Source organism: Vibrio sp. 1069, from assembly GCF_033340555.1.
Genome location: NZ_JAWOWP010000014.1, coordinates 19,371 through 32,871, shown reverse-complemented (window position 1 = coordinate 32,871; position 13,501 = coordinate 19,371). Strand labels below are relative to the sequence as shown.

The window sequence follows — 13,501 nt, the reverse complement described above, 5'->3', positions numbered from 1 at the left end:
CTAAATGATCCAATTTAAGTGACTAAAGCGTAGCTTTTACGCTCATATCATCGCTAAATCTAACTTTTGTTATTTTTCGGTCGGGTGGCAATTCAAACAAATGAGAAGTTGATACACTTGGAGCATTTTTGATTCTGGTGATTAACTCCGAAACACAAACATACTGGTTCACAACTCTTCAATATCAACGTCAATTTCTGGGGAGTTTTCTCTTTGCTTAACTAGTTCTCGGTCTTGTTCATCTTCCTCAAATTCAATTCGGGAAGAGTCAAAAACATCACGTCGTTCAACTAGAAAGTCAATATCCGCCTTATCCGCACCTTCCGAATAAGCCCCCCAATCTTTTTCACTTGTAGTCACGAATTCATCGGTGTGCGCAGTATGACTTGTTAATCCTTCTAAAAGGTCTTTTTCTGACAGCAGTTTTTTACTCATAACTTACTTCTCGATTCAAAAATGACATTAGATAATTTATAGCATAGTGAGCAACTAGAAATTAGCTCTGAAACAAGGAAAGGGGCATTTCTGAGCTAGCGACATCAGTTAGCTCAAAGATGGACAGAAGCTATTTAGGACAAAAAAACGAATAGGACTAAAATCCATTAGTTATTATAGTGGGGGAAAGTGGGCAACAAGCTGTCCAGCAAAGTTCCCACCCTCTCTCCCCCTCTGTGGTTTTTTCTTCATGTGTTTTTCCCTGTTTTCACCCTTGCTGTACCCATGCTTACGACTGCTATCAAGTAAATGCATTGGGTTATATGCATCAGATTGATTTTTATGATGAAAAGTTAGACCATGCAGACAGTTAAAATGCATCGGAGTTTATATGCCAAACGACGTAGTTATTAATTGGAGTCAGCCAGTCGATATTGATGGTGCTCACTATCCCAAAGACACGCTAAACCGAGCTAAATACGCTCAGTACCTATCAAACTTTCTCGCATCTAAAGGCTATGACGAGAGCAGAGACGGTGAAGACAAGAAGCGTAATTACGTACTCAACCTGAACTCCGAATGGGGCAGCGGTAAGACGTACTTTCTTAAACGCTGGGCAGAAGACCTCAAAGCACATCATCCTGTTGTCTACGTTGATGCATGGCAACAGGACTATTCAGATGACCCGTTGATGACGGTGATTTCATCAATGGTAAGTCAGTTGAGAGAGCAAGCTGGTAGAGCTGAGAGCAATACTGCGATCAGTGTAATTGGTAAAGCTGGCGGTCTATTTAAGGCTCTAGCTCCAGCAGTAGTCGGTGGCGTGACTAAGAAGTTTACCGGTATTGATTTTGCTGCTGTTATGAATGACGCAGAAGGAGCAAGTGCTGAGTCAGACATCAAGGATGAAGACGGCAATGCTTTGGACATGAGTGCTGCTGCGTCTAAAGCTGTGCAGTACATGTTAGATGAACATGAAGGCAAGGCGAAAGCCATTTCTGCATTGAAACAGAGTGTGAGTCAGTGGCTGGAAGCAGTTAAAGGTTTTACGGATAAACAATATCCAGCCTTTGTCTTCATTGATGAATTAGACCGTTGTCGCCCTAGCTATGCCGTTGAAATGCTGGAGATTATTAAGCACATCTTCGACATTAAAGGCGTAGTGTTTGTTGTAGCAACTGATACAAGGCAGCTTCAGCATGCGGTGAGGGTAGTCTATGGACAGGGATTTGATGCAGATATCTATCTGGGGCGTTTCTTTAATACACGATACGCATTGAAGAAAATGCCGTTGAAAGAACTACTGTCAGTCCATTGTGATCTAGACAAGCTGTCATTGGACGCTTTGAGCCAAAAAGGAATTGGGATCTGGCCAATGCCTATGGATGGTAACGTGCACTTGGAAAACCTTTCCACCATTTATCACGCACTAAAGCTATCAGAAAGAGAATCAATTCAAATAACAGAACGACTGGTGTCCATTGTCGATAACCTAGGCTCTGAAAGGTCTTTAGATGTTTATTATTTGGCTGTTTTAATGTGTTTGAAGGAAAAACACTTTAATCTCTATGATCAGCTTCAGCATGTACCAATGATATCTAAAAACCTTGAGTACCAGGGTTCGCCAATGGAGAGGTTTGATCAACTACTTAACTGGGGCGGAGTAACGTTGAAGCTCGTTGTCGATGCTGATGATTACGCTTATTCCGCACTCTCAGACGTTCATCCGACCTATTTGTCTTTCCAAAACTCGGTCTACGACATCGAGGTTCGTTCCCTGTTTGAGAGGATACATACTCATCATTTTGATGCAGAGCTTGCGAGAGTTATCTGTACCAACGCAAAAGAAAATCTAAAGGCTACGGCTACTGAAGTGTCCGAACCAATAAGAGGGTCTGACAAGCGACGAGAAATATTCATCAAACATCAGGGAGATATTGTTTCGCTTGGTTTGAAGTATGAGGGGGTGGAAAGTAGATACTCATTCTACAAAGACCTCGTAGAACTCAGTACTGCTTTGGACATTTAACCCATGTTCTCCGGCTGTCAGACAAGGCATTTCACATTGCACCTGACAGCCTGTCCTTATTCTGTCTTCGGCACATGTTTGACATTAGGAAATCTAACGAAAATTATCGGTGTGAGGCTGATTTGATTCACTTTCGCCAACAAGAAATGGGGCATTTTTGATTTTGACTGATTTGTGCAACAGGCTGTTGCACAATTGGGAAACGGCTTTTTTCACTAACAAGCGAGTCTGATTTTAGCCACCAACAGGTTGTTGACCAAATTTTTCATCGGGAAGGTCTTGCTCATCATCGAACATCACAATGCTTCTACGATGCTCCTTTAGAGCAGATAATGCAACTTGAAAACAACTTTCACACATATCGAGGTGGTGGGTAATACCGTCCATTTTTGACCCAAATCCCCAGTTAGCAGTCAGTTCACCAACCTCTTCTAACTTAACGCCATTTGAATCGACGACCATCACACTAGTACCACAGATATCACAACATCGATCAACAACGACCTCTATCGTTTTTTGTCCATAAACTTTCATTGTGAACTCCTGTCGCTGATAAGATTAATCATTACTTAGTACCAAATAACAACTAAGTAGTAGCTGAAATTATAGCTGTCCTATAGGCAACTGAACAATTAACAAAGTCGCTAAATTTTCATTGTTACTCAGCGAAGTATCCTTCTTATGTAGACACGTTAAACGTATTAGTAAAAACTAAGTCATGAGGCAGAGCAAAAGGGAACAGGCTCAATTGACGCTGGCACAGAATGGGGCAAAGAAGATTTACGAAAGACGATGCATGTACTACTGCATCAATAATTTTCACGCTGAATTAGCAAAAAATCCAATTGCCGAACCTAAACTTAAGTGATGTAGATGAGTGTAGACACGTAACAATGTCAAAGCTATATTTACTTATCATCGTCATCGGATGAAATCCGCGGCTCGCCATCTAAGATATATGACATGAAACAAGAAACTAAAAAAATTCACCTTTCCGACCAACAGCGTCGTGAAGCAGTTACTCGCTTGATGAGTCGAGTTATTGTCAGTGAGCATCGTGCCCCCAAGATCAAGAAAGTCCGCCGTAATGTTATACAACAGATGTGCGTTGCATTTACTAAGGCAGTTCACGCTGAATAGCAATCACTAGTAATTCTTTCACAGCCTTCAAAGGTGTTTTGTTATCTAGCCAAAAACTAGCGCTATTGTTGCGTTAGCTTCCTCTCTAGAAATTGAATGAAAATGTCATCTTCTATGTAAAACAGATCATAACCAACATGCTGAATACCCTCTTGCGAGATTTCCGTGATTTGCCCTTTACCATCGTTCTCGAGTGAAAACTCTCGTTGAAGGTTATATATCAACTGATTGAACCGAAGGTCAGTATTGTTGCTCCAAAGTTCCTTCAAAAGTGAAAGCGTAGTTTCTATTCTTTTAGGGTCGCGCATTGATATGCTCCTTGTGGTCTAACGTCAAAATACATATTTGAATTAATTTTTATGATGTTAATTATCAGCGCCAAGGGGCAACACGTCTAGCGGACATACATCTTAATTGAGGTGTTCCCCAAAGTATTACTGTTTAAAACCAATACCAAAATTTAACTCTAGTTTTGGTATTTCACACTTTTCTGGTCGTGTATTTGAGCTCAAATACCAAAAGTAACGTTGAATTTAGTATATATACCAAAAATATGCATAAATTTTGGTATCGCATGTAGAAAATGCAGGATGCAATCTCCCTTCAACCAATTTGTATCTATTTTGTTTGTGCAGGAACCTGTTAGCACCTAAAGCGTTGAAGGCACTTTAGTCTAGAGGACGTGCCCCATAGATAAAAAGACAATATAAACCTGATTGGAACGATATCTTTACTTAGTTATTACTTGGTCTTTTCCACAAATAAGAGCAAACTCATCGCGCAAGTTGCGTCACGCAACCTGCGTGATGAGCTTTTTAGTTCGGAGAAGGAATCAAGAAAGGTTTGCCATTAATGCACAGCACACTCTTGGACAAAAATAACTTAGAGCCATCACTTAATTTAGCCGTTACTGAATTAGCTCAGGTATTGAAAACACCAATAAATAGATTGCGAGTTAGATATTGCCCATCTGTCTAAAGCTAGGCAACATCTAGTTTTAAGGCGATAAATTAATCGTATGTGTAGACTAAGTTGCACAGGACTTCTGTAGGCTGACGCTCGCTTCTATATCGACCAAAGCCAAACATTCTTCCTTTTTCTGAAATAAGGTGCAGATTTTTTCTAGCTCTAGAACCTATCACGTATAGCAGTTTCTTTGAACTTTCAACGGAAGAATCATTGAAATTTGGCACTAAACCTTGTAGCAGACCAAAAGAGATGACGACATCATATTCACCTCCTTTTACCCCATGTATCGTTGACACTTTAATACCAGTCCTAGGTTTAAACGCTCTGCGAAATGCCTCTATATCTGTAGCAAATAGTGCACTTTCGTTCCTCAGACGTTCAATTCGATTTTGTGTACTGTTAAAGAATGAATCATGATGTTCCTTTAACATTGGATATAAGGCAAAGTCTATTCCCAGAGCATGTAGTAATTCATCAAAAAATGAACGTAGATAAGTCAAACCATCGTCTTCATCTATTGAAATAGAGTTGATGGTTTTAAGTAGCTGTTTTGAGGTTATCGAGTTGACATCTACCTGTGCAAGTTCCATGTCAAATAAGATATCAGATGCCCACCGAAGACGCTTAACATACATGTTAGGTGATGGCTCTGTTAAAATGATTTGAGTCAACTTAAACCAAAAGTTATCAATATCTCTTGAGAATGGAACTAGACCCGGACCATCAAAGCTATATTGCGGTAATCGGTTTACTAAGTTACGGGTTAGCGCAGCCAAGTGCATCCACCAAGGTGCTATAACACAAATCTCTTTTTCCAAGATACCCAAATTCTCAACACTATGCTCAATATGCCTACTAACTTGCTCAACTAAATAATCCTTATGAGTAACCTGATCATAAGTAATAACACTCAGATGGTCTTTATACTTACCTTCAGCAACAGTTGCGCTAGGAATAACATTATAATTGCTGTAGTAATCAATAATCCTGCTTGAGCTTCTATAATTTTTATCTAAAGCCATTGGCGTAAATGATACTTCGGTTATTTGCTCAAGTTCCTGTTGTGTTATTGCGTAGCCCCCGAGTGAACCGTAAATAGCTTGATTTGGGTCTCCAACAATGAACGTTTTTACACCACCTCGGCTAGCTTTTATAACGCTAGCAACAATTGAATACTGTATCTCTTTGGTGTCTTGATACTCATCAATAAGAACATACGAGAATAGATTAGCTATTATCTTAGCGATCGCTGCATTACTGGCCAATATCTCATAAGAAAAATATAGAATCTGCTCAAAATCGATCTGACTATTGTCTTCAAGATGAAGGTGATAGTCACCTAATACCTGCCTAACTAGTGAAGTCTTATTTCCTGCGCAAGTCAGCTCTAAGCCCCTTGGTGTGTAGTAATGACTACACTCTCCATAGCGAATACGCTCGGTACGTATGTTAGAACATATTCGGGAAATAATTTCTTCAGAGTCATAAGAGTTGATTATTTTAAATCCGTGCTTCAGCTTGTCATGGTATAGACTGTATGGCTTCAATATCCACTCTAAACAAAATGCGTGAATTGTGCCTATCCACAGTTGTGATGTATCTACACCAAGAGTTTCAATGCGCTCACGTATCTCATCAGCAGCTCTATGCGTATAAGTAATAGCAACGACCCATTTGTTGATGGTGTCTAACCTCGAAAGCTCAAGAGCAATTTTGTAGGTAAGAGTCCGAGTTTTACCACTTCCCGGACATGCTACCAAAAACACATTATTCGGCTCACTAATCGCCGCTACTTGCTCATCGTTTAGGTCTTCCTCATCCCACACAAACATGATCAGATCCTTGTTAAAATGTCATTGTTTTCAGTAGGCAGGTCGTTCATCAGTTGAGCTTTTAGAACATTTATATCGCCACCTAATGGGTTAAAAGCTTCCCATTTAGGAGTAAATGCCGCTAAACCACTTTCATATGGAGCCAAGTATGCTTCCCATTCTTGTTTTAGGCTAACGTTGCCTTCTTCATCTAAACGCTCAATTATGTCCAGGCCATCTTTGACATGTTCAATAACTGATTCGTAACGGTGCTTGAGTATTTTGAAAGTGAGTTCTGCATTGAAGTCACCATGCGCAAACTTGATAGCATCGAAAATGTACTCAGGAATAGCTACTTTAAAGTCAATCACTTTACTAAGTGTAAGGGCAAACCAACCTTTACCTTGATAGTTCGCCATAGTTAATGCTCTTGAGCCTGAGATAGCAATATCAGTAGAAGATAGCTCTGTTGTAGCAGCATTTACAGTAGCTGGCTGAGTGTACACATCTCTGACAATCATCTTGAGGTAATCGCTGTTGGATGATTGTATGAAATCAACCTCAAAAGTATGTTTTGCATAAAAAATCGAAATCCAAGGGTTATTTTGACAGAAGCCATCAAGCCTTCCTTTACGAGCAAAGCCAGTTTCTTCAGAGCCGAGGGCTTTCTCTTTCTTCTTTCTATCTGCGTCACTATCTGTAGGATAAATCGTAGTATCAAAGAAGGTTTCATCTAGGTCGGTGATAATGCTGCAACGTTTTTTGATTCTTTCATTGTTAAATAACATTGCAATATTCTCGAAACCAGTGCTCCGAATATTAACTAAACTGATACCAATTTCGTCTAAACTTAACCCTAGAACCTTTTTCAGTAGAATAGGAATAAGAATCTCTTCAGCATCCCCCTCAACTAGCACGACACTTCGTGCGAATAGTAAGTTGCTTCGTATCGCATCTAGATATCGTTGTACAAAGCCAATTTGTTCATCACTAAGCCCCGATGACGGCTGAAATACCTCACAAACACCATTGACAAGACCAATGATGTTCATATTGTTGATATTACTTACTTCTGAAATATGTGAAGAGTGGGTTGAATAAATAATCTGAGTGTTTTCGTAGTTAATGTTGTCGAAAAGCGATTTTTGAATATGAGTATGTATGTGTGCTTCAGGTTCTTCAATCAACAAGAAATTTGCAATTGATTGGTTAGCCTTTTGGTACTTGAACTCTAGTAGCTTCAATGTGAGATACAGTAAGTTTGCACCGCCTAAGCTCATTTCATGGATAGCACCTTCATAACCATCACTAGACTCAGAGACAAAAAGCTTTAATGACCGGAAAAGTTGGTCTGACTCATCAGTCAAACTTGATCGAATAGAGATTGAATTTGGAGAATATGTATCGCCGACCGTATCTCCCACCGTAGTTACAATATCATCACGAATTGCACAGATGTCAGGTAGCCCTTCAATTTCATTGTTCAGTGTTCCAATCAGATCTGCAATAGGTTGGAAATCAGACTGAGTAATATCACCCGATTTACTTTTTAGTAGAGTGAGCAGAGGATTGGTTCTATTACTATTAAAGTCCGATACTACATCTCTTAGTGCCTTGATGAAGGTAAACGAAACTTCATTGGGCATATTAAGGATATTTGGTAAGCGTATACCAACAACTGGGTTATTTAACGCAGTAGGAAAATCTACCCTTTCAAAGTCACCAACTATACTCTTGTAGACACTGGGATCATTAAAATTAGCGACACTTTTGCCTGTTAGGACCGTTTCATAGTCATCGATAGTTATACTACCCAAGTAACTCTCTAATGCGGCTAGATCCCCTGTTGGAAGTTGTGCTAAAGCCTGTCTAACGTATGCCTTAGGCCTAAAAATAAGATTGTACGTTGCTCTAGAGACAACTTCATCTTCCGCATTTCCCACACCATGGAGGAATAAAGACTGACTGGCTTCATCACCCGCAATATCATCAAACTCAAGACTAATGATAATCCAATGACCACGCCAATCGCCAAGTGCTCTACAAAAATCGCCTTCTGCCAATTTCGTCGCGAAACGAGGCATTGAACTATCAAGCAACAATCTCATCGCTCGGAATAAGTTAGTCTTACCAGATCCATTCTCACCAATTATGGTGTTTATTCCCTTATTAAACAGAAGTTTAACATTATTAAAGTTTCTATAGTTGACTAGGGATAGTTTGGTGATGTGCATATGGCCTCAACAATCAATTTATACTCAAATAATTTTATATTATCGAGGTGCTATTTAAAACAAAATCAGCATATTAGAGTTGAATAGTAACGAACTTGTCATAAGGTTCATATTGATGTGCGCTTCGTACATTGCCCTAGCTAAGGCTGTAGTGGATTGGTATATTTGGTCACATAGTTAGATTAGAAAAATAAGTCAAATGAAGCCTTTGTGATGTATGTGTTGAATCGGTCGAAACAAGGAATGGGGCATAACTGTTTTAGTTGGTAGTTTCGTTCTCCATCTGAAATCTGTGATTGAATCAGTTGTTGCACCTGACGATTAAGTGAATATTCATTCATGGGAGGGGCTAAGTGAAGACGTCAGATTGAACGGATAACATAGCTACTTACTCGACTAAATAGAAAAATAAATGGCTTATCGTTCTGCTAGCATCTGAAGCGATGCGCTCCACTAACTCAGATATCAATCACAACACTCAATGCCTCAAATTGACAATATTTATTACTCAAACTCGATATTAGGAAAATGCCCGAATTTGATCGTAAAGTTCTGGACTCGTTACGCGAACCGCTCGAATCTGGAGAGATCATTATCTCTCGAGCGCAAGGTAAAACACGCTTTCCGGCTCGTTTCCAATTAGTCGGAGCCTTGAACCCAAGCCCGACAGGATATTACGAAGGCAATCAAGCGCGCACCAATCCACAAGCTATTTTGCGCTACCTTGGTCGATTATCTGGACCACTGTTAGATCGCTTTGATATGTCTTTAGAAATCCCAGCTTTGCCCAAAGGGACATTAGCAGAAGGTGGTGATCGCGGTGAGCCGACTGCTATCGTAAAAGCGCGTGTGAGCCATGCGCGTAACAATATGCTAAACCGCAGTGGTAAGGTCAATGCACTGCTAGGTAGTCGAGAAATTGAGGCGTTTTGTCCCTTGCATAAGAGTGATGCTGAGTTTCTTGAAACCGCTTTGCATCGTTTAGGGCTCTCGATTCGTGCATATCATCGTATTATCAAAGTGGCGCGAACAATCGCCGATCTGGATGGGGCGGAGCAAATTGAACGAACGCACTTGGCCGAGGCGCTTGGGTATCGAGCGATGGACCGTTTGCTGAAACAGCTTACGGCGCAAGCGGTATAGACAGCAAAGTGTCATCGCAACAAGTGTTGTAAGCACCTTGTTGCGATGAAGGACGTTAGAAGGTGTAGTTGAGACCAAGCGACAATAGGTACTCTTTCTCCTCATAAAACGTGATATTCGAGTCAGTTTGGCTATAGCCGGCTAAAGAAATGAACGACCAGTCTTGCCAGTCAAATACGTTTTGATATTCGTAGGCCGCAAATAGGCTGATGGTGTCGTCATTTCGTGTTTTAGCAAAAGTTTGGCTAGCTGCTTGATAGTCTTTCCATGCATAACCCGCGGTGAGGGCCAATCGATGACGGTTGATAAATTTAAACCAGCTAATGTCAAATCCGTACGAATCAAATGACTCCGCCTTACCGTCGGCATCTTGATTGATGTAGGTGAAAGCGGGTTGCAACATAGATGTTTGGTTGAGTGGAATGCGATAGTCGCCTTTGACATAGTAAAGGTTAGCATCGCGAGCAAGTGAGCGGTCTGTCACTTCCTCCTGCTCGATGTCTTTATCAGCATAAGCAAGATCAAGGTTGAAGTTCTTATCAATCAACCCTTTGATCTGAAAGCGATACGCATTGCCGTCAACATCCGTCTCTTTACGTGCGGTTCCTACTTGATAAGGGTTGCGCCAAGTTTCGCCTTTGAGTACCGTCGGCAGATAGGAAACATCGAGCACGGTGCCAGATTGTAGCTCGTGTTGATAGCCCAACTGAAAAGCGAGTGTACCTACCGCGACATCTGAGCGTGTGGTACCGGCGTAAACTTGGTGGTTGAGTCGGCTACCAAAGGTGTATGTCACACTCCCTAGCGGTGCAGCGATAACGGAACTGTCACTATCGGCACGCTTATCGAGAGAATCGATGGTGTTACTATTTTCTGTATTGAAATTGGATTCTGATGATATGAATCCGGCATTCAGCGAAATTTCACCGCCAAAACCTGCGGTTTCAGCGAGTTGAGCCTGAGCAGAACTGACGACAAAGGCCAAAGGCAAGAGAAGTAGCCTTGGTTTCATTCGTTATCTCCTTGTTGTCGAATGAGTGGTGCACATATTGGTTGCGGTAACAAATCTGACCATTTCCACGCATGTTCCAATGTGGCAAAGGCGCAGTATAATTACACGCTGTTTTATTCTTCACACATTATCACTGTTGTTTGACTATCATGTTGGCATATTTGTTATTTTTTTTTAACGCTTCTTTTGTGATTCTCAATTCTGCGGTTTGTTCACTCGCAATTTGTGTTATCGCAGTATTTAAAATATTGCTTCCTGGCGTAAAGCTAAAAGCGATAGCGACCGTTTGTGCCAATAAGGTGATGTGGTTATGGGCTACCGTTAATGCGTGCATTCTGGCGGTATCTAACCGTGTTGAGTGGGATGTTCAGGGCGGTGAAGCGCTTAAAAAAGACGGGTGGTATCTGCTGATCAGTAATCATCTCAGTTGGACAGATATTGTTGTGCTTTGCTGCGTGTTTAAAGACCGTATTCCCATGCCGAAGTTTTTCCTCAAGCAACAACTGCTGTATGTGCCTTTCATCGGGATGGCGTGTTGGGCGCTCGACATGCCATTTATGCGTCGCTATTCGCGAGAGTATCTGATCCGCAATCCTCATAAGCGAGGTCAAGATTTAGAAACGACACGTCGCTCGTGCGCTAAATTCAAACACACTCCAACCACAGTGGTTAACTATGTCGAAGGAACCCGATTTACCGAAGAAAAGCAACGTAAGAGTAAAGCAAACTATCAATATTTGCTGCAACCAAAATCGGGCGGGATTGCGTACACGTTAGCGGCGATGGGGGAACAGTTCGAGAGCATTATCGACGTTACGTTGGCGTACCCAGAAAATACGCATAAACCGTTCAAGGATTTATTGATGGGCCGCATGAGCAAGGTGGTTGTGCGTGTAAATGTGTTACCCGTTGATGAAAGAGTGCTTGGTGATTACTTCAACGATAAGCCCTATAAGCGGCAATTTCAACAATGGCTGAGTGATGTGTGGCAAGAAAAAGATCGGTTACTACAAGAGATTTACAAGTAAACAAAAGGGGAGCGACGTGCTCCCCTTTTGATTGATATCGATGTGCTTATTTTAGTGTCAGCAAGTAGTTCACCAGAGAGAAGTACTCATCCATCGTTTTGATGCTTTGTGCTTGAACTAGGTATTTGTTGTTAACGATAACCGCAGGAACGCCGGTTAGACCGCTGTTTTCAAATTGCTTGTCCATACGGCGAACCATTGAATCAACCGCGAAGCCTTTGAATGCAGAATCGAATTTTTTCGCATCTACACCTTCATCAAGGAAGATTTGACGAAGTTCTTCATCATTACGTGGTGCTTTCTTTAGATTGTGGATGCGGTTAAACATCACTGGCACCATTTTGTCTTCCACTTTTAATGCAACCATCGTTGCGTAGGCTTTGCTCATTGATGGGCCCATGTTGCCACCCATGAAAGAAACGTGGTTTTTTAATAGCTTAGTACCTTCTGGTAACTGCTTTTTCAGTTGCTGGATAACCGGTTCAAAGCTATTACAGTGCGGGCAGTAGAAAGAGAAAAACTCCGTCACAAGAGGTTTTTTTGATGCCTCAAGATCCAATACTTTGTAATGTTCACCTTCTTTGAATTGCGCTGCATGTGCCGACAGGCTTAACATCAGCATAGAAAACAGTGCGAACAGTTTTTTCATCGAAATATCTCCATTTTTGAATTTTTGGCCTGACTTACCACTGAGGCATTAAAGACAGCGGTGCTTCTTCTAAAGCGGCGATCTGCTCTTTAAATGCAAGGACCTGACCTTCCCAGTATTTTGGCTCATTAAACCATGGAAAAGCGAGAGGAAATGCAGGGTCATGCCAACGTTTTGCTAGCCATGCCATATAGTGCACCATTCGTAGACCGCGAAGTGGCTCGATTAGTTTCAATTCTGCAGGATTAAAGTCGCAAAACTCTTGGTAAGCCTCTAAAACAATATCCAACTGCATCAGTTTGTCTTGGCGTTCACCGTTCAATAGCATCCATAAGTCTTGTACTGCAGGGCCGTTACGAGCGTCATCCAAATCAACAAACATAGGGCCATCTCGCCACAAAATATTGCCTGGGTGGCAATCGCCATGCAAACGAATCATATTGAAGCCTTCTTGCCAGTGGCTTTCAATTGATTTGATCAGCATATCCAAGTCATTGAAGAAGCTGTTCTCCAAGTGCATTGGAATCATATTGGCGTTTTGCAGAATCTCTCTTGGTTGATACAGGTATTCTTGTAAGCCGATCGTAGGGCGATGTTGGAACGCTTGGCGGCTGCCGACTTTATGGATGCGGCCAAGGAAACGCCCTACACCTTCGAGCTGATCTAAATTGTCAACCTCGTATTGGCGACCACCCACGCTATCAAACAGCGCAAAAGCATAGCCTTGATAGTGATGCAGGGTTTCACCGTTGATGCGCACAGGTGGTGCGACGGGTATCTCATTGCCAATCAGCTCTAAAGTAAAGTCGTGCTCCTCTTGGATCTGTTCATTGCTCCAACGTTCAGGACGGTAAAACTTGACGACATAACGACGACGCTCTTCGTCAGTAAATTGATAAACACGGTTTTCGTAGCTATTGAGGGGAAGAAAGCCTGATTCTGCGCGAACGCCGATGCTTTCTAACGCGTACCACATAAAGTCTGGGGTAAGGGCGTCAAAGTTAAACATACTTTGGGACATATAAACAAAAAGGCTCATTACTGAGCCTTT

11 protein-coding genes and 1 pseudogene are annotated in these 13,501 nt (G+C 41.5%); 4 read left to right on the top strand and 8 right to left on the bottom strand.

Going from position 1 to position 13,501, the window contains the following annotated elements:
• Window positions 1-168 precede the first annotated feature (168 nt).
• Complete coding sequence (locus R7040_RS18575) at window positions 169-435, bottom strand: hypothetical protein (protein ID WP_318096927.1); 267 nt, start codon at window positions 433-435, stop codon at window positions 169-171.
• Between the two features lie 391 nt (window positions 436-826).
• Here R7040_RS18575 and R7040_RS18570 point away from each other — a divergent pair, with 391 nt between their 5' ends.
• Window positions 827-2,464, top strand: a complete 1,638-nt coding sequence (locus R7040_RS18570; RefSeq protein ID WP_023622828.1) for a P-loop NTPase fold protein — start codon at window positions 827-829, stop codon at window positions 2,462-2,464.
• Between the two features lie 234 nt (window positions 2,465-2,698).
• Here R7040_RS18570 and R7040_RS18565 read toward each other — a convergent pair whose 3' ends face one another.
• Window positions 2,699-2,998, bottom strand: a complete 300-nt coding sequence (locus R7040_RS18565) for a hypothetical protein (protein ID WP_031858044.1) — start codon at window positions 2,996-2,998, stop codon at window positions 2,699-2,701.
• A gap of 429 nt (window positions 2,999-3,427) precedes the next feature.
• Between R7040_RS18565 and R7040_RS18560 the strand changes: the two genes are divergently transcribed.
• On the top strand, window positions 3,428-3,604 hold the full coding sequence (locus R7040_RS18560) for a hypothetical protein (RefSeq protein ID WP_153904563.1): 177 nt from the start codon (window positions 3,428-3,430) through the stop codon (window positions 3,602-3,604).
• A 62-nt stretch (window positions 3,605-3,666) separates the two neighbouring features.
• Here the strand turns inward: R7040_RS18560 and R7040_RS18555 are convergent, their stop codons facing one another.
• The 3 genes from R7040_RS18555 to R7040_RS18545 all read right to left on the bottom strand — a co-directional run bounded on the left by R7040_RS18555 (window position 3,667) and on the right by R7040_RS18545 (window position 8,618).
• Window positions 3,667-3,912: a DUF1040 family protein gene (locus R7040_RS18555; protein ID WP_025767079.1), complete on the bottom strand. Its 246-nt coding sequence runs from the start codon at window positions 3,910-3,912 to the stop codon at window positions 3,667-3,669.
• Between the two features lie 702 nt (window positions 3,913-4,614).
• Window positions 4,615-6,405, bottom strand: a complete 1,791-nt coding sequence (locus R7040_RS18550) for a UvrD-helicase domain-containing protein (RefSeq protein WP_131170444.1) — start codon at window positions 6,403-6,405, stop codon at window positions 4,615-4,617.
• 2 nt (window positions 6,406-6,407) lie between these two features.
• Complete coding sequence (locus R7040_RS18545; RefSeq protein WP_131170443.1) at window positions 6,408-8,618, bottom strand: ATP-dependent nuclease; 2,211 nt, start codon at window positions 8,616-8,618, stop codon at window positions 6,408-6,410.
• Between the two features lie 504 nt (window positions 8,619-9,122).
• On the opposite strand from R7040_RS18545, the pseudogene R7040_RS18540 reads away from it, so the two are divergent.
• Window positions 9,123-9,761 (top strand): annotated as a pseudogene (locus R7040_RS18540) (ATP-binding protein); the annotation flags it as partial.
• Window positions 9,762-9,816: 55 nt separating this feature from the next.
• Here the strand turns inward: R7040_RS18540 and R7040_RS18535 are convergent.
• Complete coding sequence (locus R7040_RS18535) at window positions 9,817-10,773, bottom strand: DUF2860 domain-containing protein (protein ID WP_005379034.1); 957 nt, start codon at window positions 10,771-10,773, stop codon at window positions 9,817-9,819.
• Window positions 10,774-10,922: 149 nt separating this feature from the next.
• On the opposite strand from R7040_RS18535, the gene R7040_RS18530 reads away from it, so the two are divergent.
• Window positions 10,923-11,801 carry an acyltransferase gene (locus R7040_RS18530; protein ID WP_017821568.1) on the top strand — a complete coding sequence of 293 codons (879 nt, stop codon included), beginning with the start codon at window positions 10,923-10,925 and terminating at the stop codon, window positions 11,799-11,801.
• A 46-nt stretch (window positions 11,802-11,847) separates the two neighbouring features.
• Here R7040_RS18530 and R7040_RS18525 read toward each other — a convergent pair whose 3' ends face one another.
• Together R7040_RS18525 and R7040_RS18520 are read right to left on the bottom strand one after the other, a co-directional pair.
• The gene (locus R7040_RS18525) at window positions 11,848-12,450 is read right to left on the bottom strand and encodes a thiol:disulfide interchange protein DsbA/DsbL (protein WP_005379036.1); all 603 of its coding nucleotides are present in this window, start codon (window positions 12,448-12,450) and stop codon (window positions 11,848-11,850) included.
• Between the two features lie 34 nt (window positions 12,451-12,484).
• A complete protein-coding gene (locus R7040_RS18520) occupies window positions 12,485-13,471 on the bottom strand; it encodes a serine/threonine protein kinase (protein ID WP_005379037.1) in 987 nt (328 codons plus the stop codon).
• Between the last annotated feature and the right edge of the window lie 30 nt (window positions 13,472-13,501).

Coding starts and splice junctions, on each gene's coding strand:
- R7040_RS18530 (WP_017821568.1), top strand. CDS start 10,923: ATGTTGGCATATTTGTTATTTTTTTTTAACGCTTCTTTTGTGATTCTC.
- R7040_RS18555 (WP_025767079.1), bottom strand. CDS start 3,912: ATGCGCGACCCTAAAAGAATAGAAACTACGCTTTCACTTTTGAAGGAA.
- R7040_RS18560 (WP_153904563.1), top strand. CDS start 3,428: ATGAAACAAGAAACTAAAAAAATTCACCTTTCCGACCAACAGCGTCGT.
- R7040_RS18570 (WP_023622828.1), top strand. CDS start 827: ATGCCAAACGACGTAGTTATTAATTGGAGTCAGCCAGTCGATATTGAT.
- R7040_RS18565 (WP_031858044.1), bottom strand. CDS start 2,998: ATGAAAGTTTATGGACAAAAAACGATAGAGGTCGTTGTTGATCGATGT.
- R7040_RS18575 (WP_318096927.1), bottom strand. CDS start 435: ATGAGTAAAAAACTGCTGTCAGAAAAAGACCTTTTAGAAGGATTAACA.
- R7040_RS18525 (WP_005379036.1), bottom strand. CDS start 12,450: ATGAAAAAACTGTTCGCACTGTTTTCTATGCTGATGTTAAGCCTGTCG.
- R7040_RS18520 (WP_005379037.1), bottom strand. CDS start 13,471: ATGTCCCAAAGTATGTTTAACTTTGACGCCCTTACCCCAGACTTTATG.
- R7040_RS18545 (WP_131170443.1), bottom strand. CDS start 8,618: ATGCACATCACCAAACTATCCCTAGTCAACTATAGAAACTTTAATAAT.
- R7040_RS18550 (WP_131170444.1), bottom strand. CDS start 6,405: ATGTTTGTGTGGGATGAGGAAGACCTAAACGATGAGCAAGTAGCGGCG.
- R7040_RS18535 (WP_005379034.1), bottom strand. CDS start 10,773: ATGAAACCAAGGCTACTTCTCTTGCCTTTGGCCTTTGTCGTCAGTTCT.